22 protein-coding genes and 1 rRNA gene are annotated in these 20,176 nt (G+C 67.6%); 3 read left to right on the plus strand and 20 right to left on the minus strand.

Translation table 11 applies throughout. The annotated features are described in order from the left end of the window. Positions 1-48 precede the first annotated feature (48 nt). Genes der through ACWEFV_RS22190 form a run of 6 tightly spaced genes read right to left on the minus strand, consistent with a single transcriptional unit; the run spans position 49 to position 5,385 of the window. The gene (gene der / locus ACWEFV_RS22165) at positions 49-1,467 is read right to left on the minus strand and encodes a ribosome biogenesis GTPase Der (RefSeq protein ID WP_135455288.1); all 1,419 of its coding nucleotides are present in this window, start codon (positions 1,465-1,467) and stop codon (positions 49-51) included. Next, positions 1,464-2,150 (minus strand): (d)CMP kinase, encoded by a 687-nt coding sequence (gene cmk / locus ACWEFV_RS22170; protein ID WP_450071739.1) that lies wholly within the window; start codon positions 2,148-2,150, stop codon positions 1,464-1,466. Before cmk ends, der begins: the two co-directional genes overlap by 4 nt. Further along, the gene (locus ACWEFV_RS22175) at positions 2,147-2,887 is read right to left on the minus strand and encodes a pseudouridine synthase (RefSeq protein ID WP_135455292.1); all 741 of its coding nucleotides are present in this window, start codon (positions 2,885-2,887) and stop codon (positions 2,147-2,149) included. Before ACWEFV_RS22175 ends, cmk begins: the two co-directional genes overlap by 4 nt. Before the next feature lies 1 nt (position 2,888). Further along, positions 2,889-3,626 (minus strand): SMC-Scp complex subunit ScpB, encoded by a 738-nt coding sequence (gene scpB, locus ACWEFV_RS22180; protein ID WP_135455294.1) that lies wholly within the window; start codon positions 3,624-3,626, stop codon positions 2,889-2,891. Between the two features lie 8 nt (positions 3,627-3,634). Next, entirely contained in the window at positions 3,635-4,504 is an 870-nt protein-coding gene (locus ACWEFV_RS22185) for a segregation/condensation protein A (protein WP_450071740.1), read from the minus strand. Further along, positions 4,501-5,385 carry a ParA family protein gene (locus ACWEFV_RS22190; protein WP_450071741.1) on the minus strand — a complete coding sequence of 295 codons (885 nt, stop codon included), beginning with the start codon at positions 5,383-5,385 and terminating at the stop codon, positions 4,501-4,503. The genes ACWEFV_RS22185 and ACWEFV_RS22190 overlap by 4 nt, the downstream gene beginning before the upstream one ends. Positions 5,386-5,503: 118 nt before the next feature. Between ACWEFV_RS22190 and ACWEFV_RS22195 the strand changes: the two genes are divergently transcribed. Beyond that, complete coding sequence (locus tag ACWEFV_RS22195) at positions 5,504-6,256, plus strand: O-methyltransferase (protein WP_450071742.1); 753 nt, start codon at positions 5,504-5,506, stop codon at positions 6,254-6,256. Here ACWEFV_RS22195 and xerD read toward each other — a convergent pair. From xerD to ACWEFV_RS22225, 6 genes are all read right to left on the minus strand, one after another. Continuing rightward, entirely contained in the window at positions 6,253-7,191 is a 939-nt protein-coding gene (gene xerD / locus ACWEFV_RS22200) for a site-specific tyrosine recombinase XerD (RefSeq protein WP_450071760.1), read from the minus strand. The genes ACWEFV_RS22195 and xerD overlap by 4 nt on opposite strands. 17 nt (positions 7,192-7,208) lie before the next feature. After that, positions 7,209-7,829: an NUDIX domain-containing protein gene (locus ACWEFV_RS22205; RefSeq protein WP_450071743.1), complete on the minus strand. Its 621-nt coding sequence runs from the start codon at positions 7,827-7,829 to the stop codon at positions 7,209-7,211. Then, on the minus strand, positions 7,822-9,606 hold the full coding sequence (locus tag ACWEFV_RS22210; RefSeq protein ID WP_450071744.1) for a CTP synthase: 1,785 nt from the start codon (positions 9,604-9,606) through the stop codon (positions 7,822-7,824). The genes ACWEFV_RS22205 and ACWEFV_RS22210 overlap by 8 nt, the downstream gene beginning before the upstream one ends. Before the next feature lie 136 nt (positions 9,607-9,742). After that, complete coding sequence (locus ACWEFV_RS22215; RefSeq protein WP_450071745.1) at positions 9,743-10,684, minus strand: copper transporter; 942 nt, start codon at positions 10,682-10,684, stop codon at positions 9,743-9,745. A 15-nt stretch (positions 10,685-10,699) separates the two neighbouring features. Beyond that, positions 10,700-11,884: a putative cytokinetic ring protein SteA gene (steA, locus tag ACWEFV_RS22220; protein WP_135455309.1), complete on the minus strand. Its 1,185-nt coding sequence runs from the start codon at positions 11,882-11,884 to the stop codon at positions 10,700-10,702. Positions 11,885-11,984: 100 nt separating this feature from the next. Further along, positions 11,985-12,506, minus strand: coding sequence for a CGNR zinc finger domain-containing protein (locus ACWEFV_RS22225; protein ID WP_450071746.1), 522 nt, complete (start codon positions 12,504-12,506; stop codon positions 11,985-11,987). 143 nt (positions 12,507-12,649) lie between these two features. Here ACWEFV_RS22225 and ACWEFV_RS22230 point away from each other — a divergent pair, with 143 nt between their 5' ends. Continuing rightward, positions 12,650-13,111, plus strand: coding sequence for a VOC family protein (locus ACWEFV_RS22230; protein ID WP_450071747.1), 462 nt, complete (start codon positions 12,650-12,652; stop codon positions 13,109-13,111). A gap of 51 nt (positions 13,112-13,162) precedes the next feature. Beyond that, entirely contained in the window at positions 13,163-14,029 is an 867-nt protein-coding gene (locus ACWEFV_RS22235; RefSeq protein ID WP_450071761.1) for a pyridoxamine 5'-phosphate oxidase family protein, read from the plus strand. Here the strand turns inward: ACWEFV_RS22235 and ACWEFV_RS22240 are convergent. From ACWEFV_RS22240 to rrf, 8 genes are all read right to left on the minus strand, one after another. Next, entirely contained in the window at positions 14,026-14,235 is a 210-nt protein-coding gene (locus tag ACWEFV_RS22240) for a DUF4287 domain-containing protein (RefSeq protein ID WP_135455315.1), read from the minus strand. The two genes, ACWEFV_RS22235 and ACWEFV_RS22240, sit on opposite strands and share 4 nt — an antisense overlap. A gap of 80 nt (positions 14,236-14,315) precedes the next feature. Beyond that, complete coding sequence (recN, locus tag ACWEFV_RS22245) at positions 14,316-16,079, minus strand: DNA repair protein RecN (RefSeq protein ID WP_450071748.1); 1,764 nt, start codon at positions 16,077-16,079, stop codon at positions 14,316-14,318. Positions 16,080-16,085: 6 nt separating this feature from the next. Next, a complete protein-coding gene (locus ACWEFV_RS22250) occupies positions 16,086-17,009 on the minus strand; it encodes an NAD kinase (protein WP_075923076.1) in 924 nt (307 codons plus the stop codon). Next, on the minus strand, positions 17,006-17,815 hold the full coding sequence (locus ACWEFV_RS22255) for a TlyA family RNA methyltransferase (protein ID WP_450071749.1): 810 nt from the start codon (positions 17,813-17,815) through the stop codon (positions 17,006-17,008). The genes ACWEFV_RS22250 and ACWEFV_RS22255 overlap by 4 nt, the downstream gene beginning before the upstream one ends. Positions 17,816-17,821: 6 nt before the next feature. Next, on the minus strand, positions 17,822-18,028 hold the full coding sequence (locus ACWEFV_RS22260) for a hypothetical protein (RefSeq protein ID WP_135455321.1): 207 nt from the start codon (positions 18,026-18,028) through the stop codon (positions 17,822-17,824). 13 nt (positions 18,029-18,041) lie between these two features. Further along, on the minus strand, positions 18,042-19,058 hold the full coding sequence (locus ACWEFV_RS22265) for an HAD-IIA family hydrolase (protein WP_450071750.1): 1,017 nt from the start codon (positions 19,056-19,058) through the stop codon (positions 18,042-18,044). A 1-nt stretch (position 19,059) separates the two neighbouring features. Continuing rightward, positions 19,060-19,911 (minus strand): tetratricopeptide repeat protein, encoded by an 852-nt coding sequence (locus tag ACWEFV_RS22270; protein WP_450071751.1) that lies wholly within the window; start codon positions 19,909-19,911, stop codon positions 19,060-19,062. 180 nt (positions 19,912-20,091) lie between these two features. Next, positions 20,092-20,176: ribosomal RNA gene (gene rrf / locus ACWEFV_RS22275) — 5S ribosomal RNA — on the minus strand; the annotation flags it as partial.

The following is a 20,176-nucleotide window of genomic DNA, read 5'->3' on the forward strand; positions in this document are numbered from 1 at the left end:
CTCGTGTACGGCGCGTCACGCTGGGCGTAACCCAGCGTGCACAGATCGCTAGCGCTTCTTCGGTGCTCCGCGCTTCTCGCGGACCCGGACATTGATCCGCACCGGGCTGCCCTCGAAACCGAACTGCTCACGCAGGCGTCGCTCCAGGAACCGGCGGTAACCGGCCTCCAGGAACCCGGAGGTGAACAGCACGAAGGTCGGGGGCCGGGTGGCCGCCTGGGTGGCGAACAGGATCTTGGGCTGCTTGCCACCGCGCACCGGCGGCGGCGTCGCGGAGACGATCTCTTTCAGGAAGTTGTTGAGCTGTCCCGTCGAGATCCGCTTGTCCCAGGACGCCAGTGAGGTCTCCAGCGCCGGCACCAGCTTCTGCACCGCCCGGCCGGTCATGGCCGAGATGTTGACCCGCGGCGCCCACTGCACCTGCACCAGTTCGCGGTCGATCTCTTTGTCCAGCAGGTACCGCCGGTCCTCGTCGACCAGGTCCCATTTGTTGAACGCGATGACCAGTGCACGCCCGGCCTCGATCACCATCGACAGCACCCGCAGGTCCTGCTCGGTCAGCGGCTGGGAGGCATCGATCAGCATGATCGCCACTTCGGCCGCATCGATCGCGCCGTGGGTGCGTACCGAGGCGTAGAACTCGTGGCCGCTGGCCTGGCCGACCTTGCGACGCAGACCGGCGGTGTCGACGAAACGCCAAGTCTTGCCGCCCAATTCGATCAGCGAGTCGACGGGATCGACCGTGGTGCCCGCGACGTCGTGCACCACCGAGCGCTCGTCGCCGGCCAGCCGGTTCAGCAGCGAGCTCTTGCCGACATTCGGCTTGCCCACCAGCGCCACGCGGCGGGGGCCGCCGGCACCGCTGCCACCGACCTCCGAAACCTCGGGCAGCTTCTCCATCACCGTGTCGAGGAGATCGGCCACGCCCCGGCCGTGCATGGCACTGATCGCGTGCGGTTCGCCGATGCCCAGCGACCACAGTGCCGCGGCATCGGACTCGCCCCGCTGCGTGTCAACCTTGTTGGCGGCCAGGAAGACCGGCTTGCCCGACTTGCGCAGCATCCGGGCCGCCGCCTCGTCGGCCGAGGTGGCACCGACGACCGCGTCGACCACGAGGATGATCGCGTCGGCGGTGCGCATCGCCACCAGAGCCTGATCGGCCACCAGCTGCTGCAGCCCCTTGGCGTCGGGTTCCCATCCTCCGGTGTCCTGCACCATGAACCGGCGGTTCAGCCAGTTCGCGTCGTAGGACACCCGGTCGCGGGTCACCCCGGGGATGTCCTGCACGACGGCTTCACGACGCCCCAGGATCCGGTTCACCAGAGTCGATTTCCCGACGTTGGGCCGGCCGACGACGGCGACGACGGGAGGTGGCGCGGCGGCCTCCTCCAGAACCTCGGCGACCTCGTCGCTGAGCTCCCAGTCGCTTTCGTCCGACCAGGTGCCGTCTCCGCCCGAGTCGCTCATCGTCGCACCCCCGCATGCTGGGTCACCAGGTCGAGAAGGTGTGCCACGACCTGTGTTTGGTCCATCTCGCTGGTGTCTACCACCAGCGCGTCCTCGGCCGCCCGCAACGGCGATACGGCCCGCGTGGAATCCAGGTGGTCGCGCCGCTGCACGTCGGCGAGCACCGTCTCGTAGTCATCGGGCAGTCCGCTCGCAACGTTCTGGGCGTTGCGGCGCCGTGCGCGCTCCTCGGCCGACGCGGTGAGGAAGATCTTGACGTCGGCCTTGGGCAGCACCACGGTCCCGATGTCGCGGCCCTCGACCACCACACGCCCACCCGCTGATGCCAACTCACGCTGCAGATCGACCAGCCGGGCACGCACCCCGGGCACCGCCGACACCGCCGACACCGCTCGGGTCACCTCGTCGCCACGGATTTCGTCCGAGACGTCCTCGCCGGCGAGGTACGCGCGGTCCTCTCCGGGATCCGAACCCACGCCGATCACCGCGCCGGACGCCACCGCGTCGATCGCCTCGGCATCGTCCAGGTCGGCCCCGGCGCGCAGCACCGCCAAGGTGACGATGCGGTACATCGCGCCGGTATCCAGGTAGCTGGCCCCCAGGGCCTGCGCCAAACCTCTTGAAACCGAAGACTTTCCGGTCCCTGCCGGCCCGTCGACCGCCACCACCAGAGATCCGCTCACATTCCCACCGCCTGATAAAGCTCGCCGATTTCCTTGCGGCTGAGCGCTCTGATACTGCCCGGTCGCTGCTCGCCGAGCGCCACCGAAGCGATGTCGGTGCGGACCAGTTCCTGCACCGGGAAATCCACTGCGGCCAGCATCCGCCGCACGATGCGGTTCCGGCCCTCATGCAGGGTGACCTTCACCAGGGTCTTGCCCGGAACGGTGTCCACCACCGCGAAGTCATCGACATGCGCGGGGCCGTCGTCCAGTTCGACACCGGCACGCAGCTTTTTACCGAGTCCGCGCGGCACCGTGCCGATCACCGTCGCCACATAGGTTTTGGGGATCTCGTACGAGGGGTGCATCAACCGGTGGGCGAGCTCCCCGTCGTTGGTCAGCAGCAGCAGCCCCTCGGTGTCAGCATCGAGCCGACCCACGTGGAACAGCTTCTTGTTACCCCGAACCCGGTGCTCCACCAGGTCCCCCACGCACGGGCGGCCCTTCTCGTCGGACATCGTGGACATCATGCCGCGCGGCTTGTTGATCGCCAGATACACCAAGGTGTCGTCGAGAATGACGCGCGAACCGTCCACCCGGATGTCGGCGACCGCCGGGTCGACACGGGTGCCGAGCTCGGTCACCAGCCGGCCGTCCACCTCGACGCGACCGTCGGTGATCATCCGCTCGGCCACCCGACGGGACGCAATTCCCGCCTGGGACAACACTTTTTGCAGCCTTACGCCTTCTTCAGCCATGTCAGTCCTTGTCCACGTCGAAGCCCAGCGGCTGATTGCTGCCGGATGAGCCCCCGTTGAGTTTGGCGAAACGCGGCTCGTCACCGAGTGATTCGCTCAGGTCGTCGATCACATCGACGTCGGGCAGCAGAGGCGCGAGGTCCGGCAGATCGGACAGCGAGGACAACCCCAGCCGTTCCAGGAACAGCTCGGTGGTGGCGAACGCCGCCGCGCCGGAGTCTGGGTCGGTGCCCGCCTCGGTGATCAGGCCGCGGGCCACCAGTGTCCGTATCACCGCGTCCACGTTGACGCCGCGCACCGCACTCACCCGCGCCCGGGTCACCGGTTGGCGATAGGCCACCACGGCCAGAGTCTCCAGTGCGGCCCGGGTCAGCTTCGACCTGGCACCGTCGAGCAGCAGACGTTCGACGTACGGGGCGTAGCGTGCCCGGGTGTACATCCGCCACCCCCCTGCGGCCTCGCGCAGGTCGATGCCGCTGTCCCGGGCGGCGAAGTCATCGGCCATCAGACGCAGCTTGGCCATCACCCGGTAGGCGGGCTGTTCGGTCGCCGAGGCCAGCGCATCGACCGTCACCGGCGTGTCCACTACCAGCAACAACGCTTCGAGCACGGCACCCAGTTCACCGTCCTCAAGCTCGGGAACCGTCGCCACATCGATGCCCAGATCATCTCCGACCGGGATCGCATCACCCGGGGCATCTTCGGACTGCACTCCGGAATCGGAGATCTCGTCAGTCATTGTTCTCGCTATTCTTCCGCATCAGCGGTTGCCAGATGTTCGCTGGTCGGCCGATCTCCGGTCCACGAAACCTGGAGCACTCCAAGCGGTTCTGGTTGCTCGAATGCTACCGCCCTGGCCCGGAACAGTTCGAGCAGCGCCAGGAAGCGGCCGACGATCTGGATTCCGTCCGTGCACTCTGCCACGAGTTCGGAGAAAGTTGCCCATTCGCCGATCCCCCGCTGTTCGAGCAGGGCGATGATCCGGTGGGCCTGTTCGGGCACCGACACCTTGGGCGCGTGAATGTGGTCGATGCCGACCGTCGGCACCGGACGCGGGGTGAGGGCAGCGGCCGCGATCTCGGCGAACTTCGGCGCGTCGACACCGAGCATCACCTCGGGCAGCAGGTCGGAGAACCGGTCCTCCAGCGACACTGCGCGCGGGTAGCTGCGCAGCGCCGCGGCCTCGAGTTCGGCGAACATCAACGCGACGTGTTTGAACGCGCGGTACTGCAGCAGCCGGGCGAACAAGAGGTCGCGGACCTCGAGGAGGGCGAGATCCTCCTCGTCGTGAACCTCACCAGAGGGCAGCAGCCGGGCGGCCTTCAGATCCAGCAACGTGGCTGCGATCACCAGGAACGTCGTGGTCTCGTCCAGTTCGAGACGGGCCCCGATCTCCTTGGTGTAGGCGATGAAATCATCGGTGACCTGGTGCAACGCCACCTCGGTGACGTCGAGGCGGTGCGCGAAGATCAGCTGCAACAGCAGGTCGAACGGCCCCTCGAAGTTGGTGAGCCGAACCTGGAAGCGGTTCTGCTGATCACCGGCAGTCGGCTCATCCCCGGCCGCGGGATCCGCTTCGGCACCATCGGTAGTCGGGGTGTTCAGGACATCGTTCACGCGCCGAACCGGTCGATGACTTCGCGTGCCAGCGATCGGTAGGCCAACGCGCCGCCCGATTTCGGCGCCCACGTGGTGATGGGCTCGCCGGCCACACTGGTCTCCGGGAACCGCACGGTCCGGGTGATCACGGTGTCGAACACCAGATCGCCGAACCGCTCCACGACGCGGGCCATGACCTCACGCGCGTTGACCGTGCGCGGGTCGTAACGCGTCACCAGGATGCCGCTGATCGACAATTTCGGGTTGAGCCGGTCGTGCACCTTGGCCACGGTGTCGGTCAGCAGGGCCAGCCCGCGCAGCGAGAAATACTCGCATTCAGTGGGGATGATCACACCATCGGCACAGGCCAGACCGTTGACCGTGAGCAGGCCCAGCGACGGCTGGCAGTCGATCAGCACGTAGTCGTAGCGATCGAGGATCGGGTACAGGGCCCGGGCCAGTGACTGCTCCCGGCCCACCTCGTTGACCAGCTGGATCTCGGCGGCCGACAGGTCGATGTTGCTGGGCACCAGGTCCATGCCGCTGACCCGGGTCTTGATCACGACGTCGTCGATCGACACCCGAGGTTCGATCAGCAGGTTGTGCACCGTGTGCTCGAGTTCGTAGTGCGGGACCCCGAGGCCCGCCGACAGCGCGCCCTGCGGGTCCAGGTCGACCAGCAGGACCCGGCGGCCGTACTCGGCCAGGCTGGCGCCCAGATTGATGGTCGAAGTGGTCTTGCCAACCCCGCCCTTCTGATTGCACATCGCGATGACCTTGGCCGGGCCGTGCGTAGAACGGGGCCGCGGTTCGGGAATGTCGCGCGGTGGCCGCCCGGTCAGCCCGAGTTCGGGTGAGCTGTGCTCGAACAGTCCGTCGTGCCCGCCGTCGTCGTTCATGCCTGACCGCCACCGGTCAGGCATCCCGCAGTCTTGGCGCACATCCCGGCAAGTTTAACGTCGCTGCGCAGCCAGGACGGGCAGACCCGCGGGCAATCTGGCGCATATGGTGTGCGTCATGAGTCTCAAACAGCGGCTACCGCTGTTGCGGTGGTCGTTCATCCGGATGGGAATCGGCGCCAGACACTTCGCGCGCACCGGGCAGTGGGGCGATGGCCGGGAGGCCGCCGCCGCCGATTACGTCGTGGCCAACGCCCGCGCGGGCGACCTCGACGACGTCATCGCCACCATCGACAAGTTCGCCTACGAGAAGTCATTTCTGATCAACGTGGGCGACGAGAAGGGGGCGCTGCTCGACGCCGCGGTGATCCGGGCCAATCCCCGGCTGGCCCTGGAGTTGGGCACGTATTGCGGATACGGGGCGATGCGCATCGCCCGCGCCGCCCCGGTGGCCCGGGTGTTCTCGGTCGAGTTCTCCGCCACCAACGCCGACATCGCGCGGCGCATCTGGGCCCACGCGGGAGTGGCTGACCGGATCACCTGCGTGGTCGGGACCATCGGCGACGGCGGACGCACGCTCGATGCGCTGGCGGCCGATGGGTTCGACACCGGCGGGCTGGATTTCGTGTTTCTCGATCACGACAAGAACGCCTACCTGACCGATCTGCAGAGCCTGCTGGATCGCGGCTGGCTGCACCGGGGCTCGATCGTGGTCGCCGACAACGTGAAGCTACCGGGAGCACCGAAGTACCTGGCTTACATGCAGGAGCAGCAGGGTTCACTCTGGGATACGAAACATCACAAGACGCATGCCGAGTACCAGACCCTGCTGCCCGATCTGGTGCTCGAGTCGGAGTACCGGGGCGGTTAACGCGCTCGGGGGTGCGCACCCGCCCAGACCTCGCGCAGCGTGTGCACGGTGACCATGGTGTAGATCTGCGTGGTGGTCACCGAGGCGTGGCCGAGCAGTTCCTGCACGACGCGCACGTCGGCGCCGCCGTCGAGCAAGTGGGTCGCGAACGAGTGCCGCAACGTGTGCGGCGAGACTGCCGACGTGATCCCGGCCCGCTCGGCCGCATCCTGCAACACCTGCCAGGCGCTCTGCCGCGACAGCCGCCCACCGCGGGCGTTGAGGAAGATCCCCGGGGTGCCGCGGCCCCGCCGGGCCAGATCCGGACGCCCCCGCACCAGGTAGGCGTCGAGTGCGCTGACGGCGGGCCGGCCGATGGGCACGAGCCGTTGTTTGCCGCCCTTGCCGCGCAGCAGCACCGAGCGCGCGTGGGTGTCGATGTCGTCGACGTCGAGTCCCACGGCCTCCGAGATTCGCGCCCCGGTGGAGTACAGCAACTCCAGCAGCGCCCGGTTGCGTAGCGTCAGCGGACCGTCGGCCTCGCTGTCCCCGCCGGCGGCCTCGAGCAACGCGAGGACCTCGTCGAGGGTGAGACTCTTGGGCAGCCGCCGGCTGGGCGTGGGTGGTTTCACCCCGCGGGCGACATCGAGTTCGGTCATGCCCTCGGCTGTGGCGAACCGGTGCAGCCCGCGGACCGCGACCACCGCCCTGGCCGCCGAAACCGCCGACAGCGCAGCCACTCCCGCGTCGGGGTCCCCGCGGCGCAGAGCGATCAGGAAGTCGCTGACATCGGCCTCGGTCACCTTGGCCAGATCGGCGATTCCACGTTGGGTCAGGTGTTCGGCGTAGCGGCGCAGGTCCCGCCGGTACGAACTCAAGGTGTTGGCCGCCACGCCCCGCTCGATCGTCAAGTGATCGAGGTAGCCCTGAACCTGGCTGTCCAGCACGGTCTTCAGGGGCGGTGGCGGAGTCCTCATAACAGGCCTTTTCGCCGCCTGAACGCTGTCGGCTGGTCGATCCACTCCGCCTCGACCGGCCGTAGGGCCTCCGCACCGGTCATCGCGTGCGCCGCCAGAATGCCTGCCACCGCGATACCGTTCACGATCTCGCCGGAGAACACCTGCCGCACGGCTTCTTTCAGCGGCACCCGCTCGACCGCCATGTCGGCTTCCTCGTGCTCGGCCTCGGGACGTCCGATGTCGGACAGCCCGGTGGCCAGAAAGATCCGCACGCTCTCGTCGGAGAACCCGGGCGTCGAATCGAGATCCACGAGCACCCGCCACTGCTCGGCGGCCAGGCCGACCTCTTCGGCGAGTTCGCGGGCCGCGGTCACCTCGGGTCGTTCCCCGCCGAGGTCGAGCAGGCCGGCGGGCAGTTCCCAGAGCCGACGGCCCAGCGGATGGCGGTACTGGTACACCAGTACCACGTTGCCGTCCTCGTCGAGGGCCACCACGGCCACCGCACCGTAGTGCTCTACAACCTCGCGCCGGGCCGAACCACCGCCCGGCATGCTGACCTCGTCCGCGCGCAGCGCGAAAATGCTTCCGACATAAACGGTTTCACTGGACAGAGTCTCGAACTCGTGTTCAGCCAAGTGAAGCGGCTTCGGTGTCGTCGACAGGGCTTTCGCCGGCCACCACTTCCCCGGACTCCCCGGCCTCCTCGGCGAAGGTTTCGGGAAGGTCCATGCCGGGCAACCGCTCCTCGGCCTTGTAGTTCAGCGCCGCGCCGATGAACGCCGCGAACAGCGGATGCGGCCGCGTCGGCCGGCTCTTGAGCTCGGGATGCGCCTGGGTCCCGACCAGGAACGGATGGATCTTCGAGTCGTACTCCACGAACTCCACCAGATGCCCGTCGGGTGAGGTGCCGCTGAAGCGCAGCCCGCTCTCGGCGATCCGGTCGCGGTAGGCGTTGTTCACCTCATAGCGGTGCCGGTGACGCTCGGACACCTCGGTGGCCTGGTATGCCTCCGCCACAATCGATCCCGCTTCCAGCACGGCCGGATACGCACCCAGCCGCATGGTGCCGCCCAGGTCAGCCTCGCCGGCAACGGCGTCCTTCTGATCGGCCATCGTGGAAATCACCGGATCCGGTGTCTTCGGATCGAACTCGGCCGAGTTGGCCCCGGCGATACCGACAGTCCGGGCCGCCTCGATCACGATGCACTGCAATCCCAGACACAAACCCAGGACCGGCAGGCCGCGCTTGCGGGCGAAGGAGATGGCACCGAGCTTGCCCTCGATGCCGCGGATGCCGAACCCGCCGGGAATGAGCACGCCGTCGACATCGGACAGAGCGGCCACCGCACCGGCATCGGTCTCGCAGTCATCGGAGGCCACCCACCGGATCTCCACCTTGGCGCGGTGTTTGAAGCCGCCGGCACGCAGCGCCTCGGCCACCGACAGGTAGGCATCCGAGAGGTCGATGTACTTGCCCACCAGGGCAATTCGGACCGTCTCCTGCGGCTCGTGAACCCGCCGGAGCAGATCGTCCCACTCCGACCAGTCCACATCGCGGAACGGCAGGTTCAGCCGGCGCACCACGTACGCGTCGAGTTCCTCACGGTGCAGCACCTTGGGGATGTCGTAGATGGAAGGCGCGTCCGGAGTGGAGATCACACCGTCGATGTCGACGTCGCACATGAGCGCGATCTTGTTCTTGAGCGGTTCGGGGACGTCACGATCACACCGCAGGATCAGGGCATCTGGGGTGATGCCGATGCTGCGCAGCGCGGCCACCGAGTGCTGGGTCGGCTTGGTCTTCAGCTCACCGGACGGGGCCAGGTAGGGCACCAGCGACACGTGCAGGAAGAAGCAGTTGTCCCGGCCGACTTCATGGCGCACCTGACGGGCGGCCTCCAGGAACGGCAACGACTCGATATCGCCCACCGTGCCGCCGATTTCGGTGATCACCACGTCGGGGCGCTGTCCGGACGAATCAGGCTCGGCCATGGCCAGGATCCGGCTCTTGATCTCGTCTGTGATGTGGGGAATCACCTGCACGGTGTCGCCCAGGTACTCGCCGCGGCGTTCCTTGGCGATGACTGTGGAGTACACCTGACCGGTCGTCACGTTGGCCGACTGGGAGAGGTTGCGATCCAGGAACCGCTCGTAATGGCCGACGTCGAGGTCGGTCTCGGCGCCGTCCTCGGTGACGAATACCTCACCGTGCTGGAACGGGTTCATGGTGCCCGGATCGACATTCAGGTAGGGGTCGAGTTTCTGCATGGTTACCTGCAGCCCCCGCGCGGTGAGCAGCTGACCAAGGCTCGAGGCGGTCAAGCCCTTACCGAGTGAAGATGCCACACCACCGGTCACGAAGAGGTGTTTGGTGGCAGTGTTCGGGTGCTTGCGTAAGGCGGGCAAAAGCATCCTCCGTGACGACTGGCAGGGGATCTCGAAACTAGCTGTGGCCTGCCGACCCACGGAATCTCACCTTAACACCGACGCCGACAAGCCGCCGCTGGCGCGCCGCGTATGTGAGGGGCAGTTGGATGGTCGCGGCTCGCTACTGCGGCACGGTCACCGACGTCGCGCCCTGCCCGGTTCCGTATTTGCCCGGCTTGCCACCGCCGACAAGGTCGCCGAGTGCCAGCACGGCGGTGATCTGCCCGGCGCTGGAATCGGCGTCGTCCACCGTGCTGACCATGCCGGTCAGGCCGGCATCTGACCTGGTCACGGCCACTGGACCGGTTCCGGAAGCTGACCCCGAGCGTCCCGCGAGCACCGTCCCGGTGCCGTGCGGTGCCAACCCGGCGGCGAACCGGGCCATGGTTGCGCCCCGGTTTCCGCCATCCTCGCCGAGTCCACCTCCGGTCACGATCAGCGCCGTGTTGGCCGCACCGATGTGCGGATCGTCATAGGTCAGGAACCCGGTGTCGCGCAGCGCGGCGAGCACAGTTTGGCGCTGGGTGTCGTCCACGGGCGCCGCTGCCGGGTTCTTGTCGATCAGCAACGTGATGCCCAGTAGGTCGCCGGCTTGCGAGCCCTGATCCACCGCTGCGGTGCTCAGCTGTCTACCGGCCGGCACGATCGGTGAATTGACCACCGAGAGCAGTTTGTCGGCCGAATTCGCGTCGACGAATTCCTGGGTGAGGGCGACCTTGCCGGTCACCGTGCCACCCGCGTCGCGCACGAACCGCGAGACGGCGTCGACATCGCCATCGACGGCATCCGGCGTGCGGAACACCACCACCGACTTGTCCCTCAAGGCGTCACGCACCATCCGCGGCGCCATCTGCGCGTCGAATTCACCTGCGGCATTCAGTTTTTCGTTCAGCGCGTTCTTGCCGTCGGTGAGGGTGTCGATCTGGTGCTGCAGTTCCTTCTTGTCGTCACGAAGACCCGACAGCACGGTGTTCGACAGCAGCCCCGAACCCAGGGCCACCCCGATGGCCAACGCCAGGAACACGGCGGCCAATGAAATCGCATGCGCACGTAGTGTGATCACAGCTCACCGACCCGTTCAGCTGACGAGACTCTGTACCCAGAGCGTGAAACGGTTCCAGTAGTCGACAACCCAGTCGAGCACGGCACCGTCGGCCCTGGACACCCACAGCGCGACGACCACCGCCACCAGCATCGCCATCACCAGCAGCGCGATCGCCCCGCCGGACACCCGGCTGCGGTACAGGGTCGCCACCGCCTTGGCGTCGACGAGCTTCTCCCCGACCTTCAGCCGGGTCAGGAACGTGGACGGGTTGCTGCGCTGGCGCGAACGGTCGAAAAACTCCTCGATCGAGGCCGTGTGGCCGGCCGTGACGATCAGCGACGCCCCGTGGTGGTCGCACAGCAGCAGCGCCAGGTCCGCCGCCGATCCGGCGGCCGGGAACGTCATCGCGCCGACCCCGAGGTCCTGGATGCGCTCCAGACCCGCGGCGTGCCCGTCGGCGTCGGCAGGCAGCACCACCTGGGCGCCGCACCGCAGCACCTCGACGCTCATCTTGTCCGGGTCACCGACGATCAGCGCGGGTCGGTACCCGGCCTTGCGCAGCACGTCCGCGCCGGCCCCGACGCCGACCAGCACCGGCTGATACTCCTTGATGAACGGTTTGAGTGCCTTGAGGTCCTCGGCGGCGTCGGGCTCCTCGGCAACGATCACCACGTGCCTGCGGTGCAGGTCCACGTCGACGTTCGGGATTCCGATGCCGTCGATGAGCAGCGGGCTCTCGCTGCGGATGAATTCGATGGTGTTGCCCGCGAAGGCTTCCAGATGCGCCACCAGGCCGCTCTTGGCGTCGTGCATCAACTCGTGGATCTCTTGATCGTTGCGCTCGGTGCCCACCGCGATGCGCCGGTCACCGGAGTAGACGCCGCCGTTGTTCAGGCGGATCCGCGCCCCGTCCTTGATCTTCTTGAAGACATCCGGCCCGGCCTCGTCGATGAGCACCACGCCGTTGGCGACGAGCACCTCCGGCCCCAGGTTCGGGTAGCGCCCCGAGATGGACGGGGAGGCGTTGACGACACCGGCGATCTGGGCCTCGACCAGCGCATCGGCCGTGATCCGGTCCAGGTCCTGGGCGTCGAGGACGACGATGTCACCAGGGCCGACACGCCGCAGCAGCCGGTCGATATCGCGGTCCACTCGAGCAGTGCCTGTCACTCCCGGACGCGTACTGGCATTGCGGGTGAGCAGCGTGGACATCTTCATGCGCCGATTCTGTCGGGCATCGCCAGCCAGGCGGCGGAGGCGCGCCGTAACACCAGCCCCACAAGTTGGCTTTCGTCACATCCGTAACAGCAGTCCGGTCTCAATCCCGCTTCGCCGCGTAATGCCGCGCAGCCTTGGCGCGGTTGCCACAGGTGGCCATCGAGTGCCAGCGCCGGGCCCCGTTTTTCGAGGTGTCGTGGAACCACAGGATGCAGTGCGGATGTGCGCACTGCTTGATCCGGTCGGGCGCCTCCCCCAGCAACCGCAGTAGATCATCCGCCGCCAGCCATCCGGCGAGCCATTCCGGCTGCGCGACCTCGGCCGTCTCTCCGGGACCCGACGGCGTGAGCGTGCGCCGGATCCGACCCCGTTCCAGCACCTCGTTCACCTCATCGATGGACCCCGCCTGCAGGGCCTGAAGTATCGCCTCGCGGGCCGAGACCAGCGCGATCCGCGCCTTCTCATCCACCCCGCAGCGATCCTCCAGGCTGTTGGCCAGCAACCAGCACCTCAGCCCTTCGACATCCGCGAGAAGGTCCCGTGGGCCATCCGCCGACATCCACCTGGTGTTCAGGAGATCCAGCGCAAGAGGTTCGCCGACATGTGGGCGCGGATCACGCATACCTGAGGGTAACCACGCGCCACCGACGCCACGGGCCACCCGCCGGACTAACCACCGAACTCCAATTAGATGGTTGACGACTTCCGCATCATCGTTCTAACCTGTTTAAGCAACAACATTGGTTAGCCATTCAGGAGGACTGCATGACCGGGACCACCACGCCCCAGCTCGCCACCGGACACGTCGGCATCAACGTCACCGACCTGGACCGCTCCGTCGCCTTCTACCGGAACGCGCTGGGATTCGAGCCGCTGGCCGTCAACGGCGAAGGCGACCACCGGTACGCCTTTCTCGGCACGGGCGGGACACTACGGCTGACCCTCTGGCAGCAGAGCAATGGCCGGTTCTCCGCGGAAACGCCGGGCCTGCATCATCTTTCGTTCGAGGCAGCCAGTATCGACGAGGTGCGGACCGTCGAGGCCGCACTGAAGGCGCTGGGCACGGAGTTCGCACACGACGGCGTCGTCGCGCACGGCGAGGGGTCCGCCTCCGGCGGCATCTTCTTCACCGACCCGGACGGAACCCGGCTCGAGGTGTACGCACCGAACGGGGCGCAGACCGCTCCCGCGCCAACCGGCGCGGCCCCCACCTGCGGATTCTTCTGAGTCGGGCAGGTGACCGTGTATCACTCGGGTGAGTTGGCGGTGCAGCGGCGGATGGGACAGGAGACCATCGCCGCCCGCGTCGGCCGGATGACCCGCACCGAGGTTCCCGCGGCCGCCGCCGCATTCCTCGCCGAACAACCGATGATCGTGATCGCCGCGGCCGACGACAGACGCCGGGTGTGGACCAGCTTGATCGCTGGTCCACCCGGCTTCGTCCACGCCGACGATCCGCGCACAATCACGATCGAGGCGCTGCCCGTGCCGGGCGATCCGCTCCACGATGTGCTGCGCAACGACCAGCAGATCGGGATGCTCGCCATCGAGCCGCAGACCCGGCGCCGCATGCGGGTGAACGGCTCCGCCGAGCCGTTCGCGACCGGCCTGCGGATCCACACCGACCAGGTGTATTCGAACTGCCCGAAGTACATCTCGCGCAGAGACATCGCCGAGGTGCGGTCCGCGATGGAGCCGCCCGAGTTGCACCGTGGCGAGTCACTGACTGATCGGCAGCAAGAGCTCATCGCCACCGCCGACGCCTTCTTCATCGGTTCGGCGGATGCGGTGGGCAGTGCCGACGCGTCCCACCGGGGCGGCAATCCAGGCTTCCTGCAGGTGCTCTCACCGCAGCGGCTGCGCTGGCCGGACTATCGCGGGAACTCGATGTTCATGACGCTGGGCAACATCGACGCCAATTCGCGGTGCGGGCTGCTGGTGGTCGACTGGTCGTCCGGATCGACGATCCAGCTCACCGGGACTGCCGAAATCAACTGGGACGAAGCCGATTCCAGTGCGGGCGCACAGTGCGCGGTCGACTTCATGATCGACGAGGTGGTGGAGCTGACACGCGTCAGCCCACTGCGGTGGAGCTCCGCCGAGTTGTCGCCGGCCAACCCGGGCCTGCCCGCCGAACAGAGCTAGGCGCGCCCCTCGGCGAGGGTATGGGCGACCAACGCGTTGGCGTGCCCGTGGCCCATCCCGTGCTCGGATTTGAGCCAACCGACCAACTCCATGTGCTTGGCCAACGGCGACGAGCGAATCAGCTCCTGCCACTCAGCGATCGGCCGCCCGTACTTCTTCTCGATCGACGGGAAGTAGCTCGCCGGCCCCTTCACTGATTCCGCCATGGATGCTCCTTCGGTAGTGATTGCAGGTCTCTGCGTACCGACTGCGAACCTGGCGCGAACTCATCGCAATGCGCGCCGGCCTACGGCGTACTGCGCTCCTGCTGCGCGGCCTCGAGCAGCTCCCTGGCGTGGGCCCGGCCGCTGTCGGACTCCCCCAATCCGGCCAGCATCCGGGCCAACTCGGCGACCCGGTCCTCGTCATCGATGCGGCGCACGCCGCTGGACTTGGCCCGGCCATTGCCGCTGTCGACCACGAGATGCGCGTCGGCGAACGCCGCGACCTGAGGCAGGTGGGTCACCACGATGACCTGGTGGGTGCGCGCCAGCCGGGCCAGACGGCGGCCGATCTGCACTGCGGCGCGGCCGCCGACCCCGGCGTCGACCTCGTCGAACACCATGGTGGTACCCGCGGTCGACGCCGACAGCACCACCTCGAGGGCCAGCATCACGCGGGAAAGCTCACCGCCGGAGGCACTCTTGGCCAGCGGCAGCACGTCCGCGCCACGGTGCGCGGTGAACCCGAACTCGACCGCGTCCACGCCGTCATGACCGGCGTGCACCATCTCGCCGTCGGGCATGGTCACCGGCGCGGAATCGTCGGCTCGCGCCGGCATCGGGGCGACACCGATGGTGAACACCGCGTTCGCCATGGCCAGCCCGGCCAGTTCCGCAGTCACCGCCTTGGCCAGCCCCTTGGCGGCCTTGGACCGGGCTTTGGTGAGTTCGCCTGCCGCTGCGACCAGTTGAGCCTCCAGCTCGGAGACCTTGCCGTCCAGGGCGGCCAAACTCTCCTCGGACACGTCGAGCTGCGCCAGCCGTTCGGCGGCCTCGCGGGACCACTCCAGTACCCCGTCGACGTCGGCGGCATACTTGCGAGTGAGTGTCCGCAGCTCGGCCTGCCGCGCCAGCTTGGTCTCCAAAGTGCTGGCGTCGCTCGGCAATTCGGACAGATAGTCGCCGAGTTCGCCGGACACGTCCCCGATCACCGCCATCGCCTCGGCCAGGCGGACGGCCAATGCCTGCAGCGCCGAGTCGTCGGTGGACTCCAGCGCCGCCTGCGCGCGGCCCACACTGTCGGCGGCCGAGAAGGACTCCGGGGTGGGCTCGTCGAGCTCGCCGGCCAATGCGAAGCGGGCGGTCTGCGCGGCTTCACGCAGGGCGTCGAGTTCCGACAGCCGGCGGATGTCCGCGACGATCGCCTCGTCCTCACCGGGTTCCGGTGCGACCGCATCGATCTCGTGGATCCCGAAGCTGAGCCGGTCGGCTTCCTGGGCCAGTTCCCGGGCCCGCCGACGGCGGTCCGCCAGGTCACGGCGCGCCGTCAGCCACTCGTCGCGGATAGTCCGGTAGCGGGCGAGCGGCTTGTCGACGTCGGCGAACCGGTCCAGTGCCACCCGCTGCTCGTCGGGCCGCATCAACCGCAGCTGGTCGTTCTGGCCATGCAATGTCAGTACCTGGGCGGTGAAGCTGCTCAGCGATTTGGCCGGCACGCTGCGCCCGCCGAGATACGCGCGCGACGGCCCGGCCCGGCTGACCGAGCGGGCCGCGATGACGCTGCCGTCGTCGTCACGCTCGGCGCCGGAGGATTCCAGGATCTCCTCGACCCGTCCGGTCACGTCCTCACCGAGTTCGATTGTGCTGAAACGGCCTTCCACCACGGCACGGTCGGAACCCGAACGCACCCTCGTAGCGTCCGCCCGCGCCCCACCGAGCAGGTGCAGGCTGGTCACCACCATCGTCTTACCGGTACCGGTTTCACCGGTGAGTACCGTCAATCCGCGGTCGAACTCCGCGGTGGCAGCACTGATCGCGCCCAACGACTCGATACGAATCTCTGACAGCACAGGTATCTACTGTCCCCGCCATCCGGTGACCGGCAGCCGGAACTTACGCACCAACCGATCGGTGAACGGCGCCGAGTCCAACCGCACCCATTTCAGCGGCGTCCCGCAGCGGGTCACTTCGAGCCGGCCACCGGCCGGCACCACCATCTCGCGGCGCCCGTCGCAGAACACCAGGGCATCATTGCCGCTCGCCTCGATCTCGATCGCGATACTGGCCAACGGGCTGGTCACCATCGGGCGGGCGAACAGAGCGTGAGCGTTGTTGGGTACCACCAGAATCGCCTCCAGGTCCGGCCACAGCACCGGGCCGCCGGCCGAGAACGCATAGGCGGTGGATCCCGTCGGGGTCGACACCAGCACACCGTCGCAGCCGAACGACGAGACCGGGCGGCCGTCCACCTCCAACACCACGCCGAGCACCCCGAGCCGCGGTCCCTTCTCCAGGCTGGCCTCGTTCAGCGCCCACCCACGGTTGACCACATCCGTCCCGACTCGCACCACGATGTCGAGGGTCATCCGTTCCTCGATACGGTAATCGCGCTCGATGACGCGCTCGAGGACATGGTCGATGGCTTCGGCTTCGGCCTCGGCCAGGAATCCGATCCGGCCCAGATTGACTCCCAGCACCGGGATCTCGACATTGCGCGCGAGCTCGGCGGCCCGCAGGAACGTACCGTCCCCGCCGAGCACCAGTACCAGCTCGCAACCTTCGGCCGCGCGCTCGTCGGCGTCGACCACCTCGATATCCACGCCGAGGGCTCGCATGTCGTCCGGCGCCAGATGCAGCGGGCCGCGGTCAACGGCCTCCGCCGAGAGCACCTTCAGACCAATGCCGTTGTCGCCGAGCACCTTTTCCACCCGGCGGGCAACTTCGGTCGCCTCGTCTCGGCCAGTGTGCACCACCAGCAGAATCGTGCGTTCAGCCGTCATTGCGGCCCCTCCTCGACAGCCCGCCGCACTGCCTGCGCCAACGACTCGCCGTCCAGCGGACGGTCGCTCTGAGCACGCAGGTGCAGGAAGTACTCGACATTGCCCGATGGTCCGGGGAGCGGGCTGGCCGTCACATCGACAGCATGCCACTGCAATGCGGCCGCCTTGCGGGCGACCGTGCACACCGCGTCGATGCGCAACTCTGGATCGGACACCACGCCGCCCGCGCCCACGCGATCCTTGCCGACCTCGAACTGCGGTTTCACCATCGGAACGATATCGGCGTCGGCAGCTGCGCAGGCCGTCAGCGCGGGAAGAACGGTGGCCAGCGAGATGAACGACAGGTCGGCCACGATCAGCTGCACCGGCCCGCCGATCGCTTCGGGGGTCAGCTCCCGCACATTGGTGCGTTCGAGTACGTGTACCCGCTCGTCGGAGCGCAACGGCCAGGCCAGCTGGCCGTAACCGACGTCGGCGGCCACCACCTCGGCGGCGCCACGGTCGAGCAGGACCTCGGTGAAGCCCCCGGTCGAAGCACCTGCATCGAGGCAGCGCTTGCCCTCCACAGTGACGTCGAACGCGTCGAGCGCACCGATCAGTTTGTGCGCGCCCCGCGACACCCAGGTGCGTTCTTCGGAGGCGATAACGATGATGTTGGTGTCCGGCGCGACCGCGGTAGCCGGCTTGGCCGCGGGCATGCCGTCGATCCGCACCCGGCCGGCCTCGATCAGTTCAGCTGCCTGCTGGCGGGACCGGGCCAGACCCCGTCGCACCAGCTCGGCATCAACGCGAGCGCGCCGCGCCACCGGCGCTCACCTTCCGGTCGCCTGCGGTCCGCTCGGCTGCCCCCTGTCGACGGATTCCAGGGCCTGCACGAGCAGGTCGTGGGCCTGCTCGAGCCGGGCAGCCACCACGTCGATGTCCATGCCGTCGAGGGCGGACGGGTCCACCGCCGGATCCGGCACGTCTGCCAGCACTGCGGCAACCTGCGCACGCAGCTGGTCGGGATCGGTAGTCATAGCGACACTCACGCTAGTCGATCGGTGCCGACAGCAACGACCAACGTTGCAGCGCCCGTCGCGCTGTGTCGTCGCCGGCCGACACCGTGAACGCGGCCTGGTCCAGATCCGCACCCCACACCGCGTGTGCGGTGGCCCGCACCACCGACAGGTCGTCTACGGGTTCCTGCCCGGTGGCGTGCACCGTGACCGTGTTGGTGTCGATGTCGATCCGCCAGGCCGCGTTGGGCCCGATGCGCAACACGTCGGCGTCGGCGTGCAGTCCGCGCAGGTCAGCGGCGAGGTATCCGGGACGTTCGGCGGAAGCCGCGTGCACCGCCTCGCTCGCGGTGCTGACGCCGGTGAGCACCATGAGGCTCGGCAGCCCGGCCGCGACGGCACCGGCGATATCGGTATCGAGCCGATCTCCCACCACGAGCGGAGTCCCGAAGGTCCCGCGGCTCAATGCATCGTTCATCAGTGTCGGCTGAGGCTTACCGGCCACCAGCGGATCCTGCCCGGTCGCCACCCGCAATGCCGCCACCATCGAGCCGTTACCCGGCAGAAGCCCCCGTTCGGAAGGCAACGTCAGGTCCACATTCGCCGCCACCCACAACGCTCCGGAACGGATGGCCAGCGCCGCCTCGGCCAGATTCGGCCACGCGGTATCCGGCGAGTGACCCTGCACCACCGCGACCGGGCCCTCGTCGAACGTCCGAACTGGGCGCAGCCCGACATTGCTCACCTCACCGGCAAGCGCGTCCGTCCCGACGACGAGAACCGCAGAATTCGGCGGCACATGGGCGGCCAGCAGATGCGCAGCGCTCTGAGCGCTGGTCACCACGTCGCCAGACGCGGCCGCGAATCCGAGTTCACGCAAGTGCTCGGCAACCTGCTCGGGGGCACGTGACGCATTGTTGGTGACATAGAGCACCCGCGCGTCGAGGCCGGCCAGGCTCTCAATTGCACCTGCGGTCGGCTCGTGGCCTCGAAACACCGTGCCATCGAGATCGAGCAGCAGGCAATCATGTTGCCGCGCAAGCGTGGTCACGTCAGGAAAGCTCCGTGATCCGGTCTTCCGCGTCGGTGATGCCGTCGGTGTCGGCCTGCTCGGCATGGAGGAACCACTGCAGCGCTTCGTCGGTTCGTCCGAGCGCCAGGAGGGTGTCGGCGTACACGTAGAACAGCCGGGCTGCAGTCGGCCCCACACTGGTCGGGTCGAGCTGCGGCGTGGACAGGATCGCCAATGCCTGCTCGAACTGCCCGAGATCCGAGCGGGCGCCGGCAGTGACGATGCGCAACTCGTCGGCATCCTCACCGGTGAGGGCGGCTGCCTCGTCACTGCGGGCCAACTCCAATGCCCGCTCGGGCCGTCCCACACCGCGTTCGCAATCGGCGATCATCGGAAGCAAGGCCGATTTGCTGCCCATACGCCGAGCCGCGCGCAATTCGGCGAGAGCCTGTGCCCAGTCACCGCTGTGATAGGCCGCGATGCCAACAGCCTCACGCACAACCGCGATCCGGCCGGCCCGATTGCGGGCGGCACGGGCGTGGGCGAGCGCGGCATCAGGATCGTCATCGAGCAACTTGCCGGCCATCACCAGATGCCGGGCCACGAAATCAGCGGTGGTCTTGTCCAGCGTCACCAATTCCCGGCGCACATCGGGCGCCAGCTCCTTGGCCTCGACATCGGCCGGCAACTTCGGGCCGTCGTGTCTGGGATCGCCATCTTCGGTCGGCTGCGCCGCACGCGCCCGTCCCGGCCCGGAAGTCCGGGGCGCGCCGGAACGTTGATCCCGCCCACGCTGGTCGTAGTGCCGCCGAGGACCCGAGTTGTTCGATGTGCGGTCGTTGGATGCACGCCGCGGGCGCCGCTCTGCGTCGCCTTGTCTGTCTCCGACCACGTGTGCCTTTCTACCCGCCCTTCCCGCAAAGGATACTGGTAGCAGCCACGGCCGACATAATCATGTGAGCCTCGACGCAGCGAATATCCCCCTGAATATCGACTGAAAATCGACAATGGGAATTGATTGTTAAAAGCGAATCGCCCCCCACTAAAAAGTGGGGGGCGATTCTTAATTTGTGTTCGGCGGTGTCCTACTTTTCCACCCGAAAGGGTAGTATCATCGGCGCTGGCAGGCTTAGCTTCCGGGTTCGGGATGGGACCGG

Source organism: Mycobacterium sp. NPDC004974 (assembly GCF_053600815.1).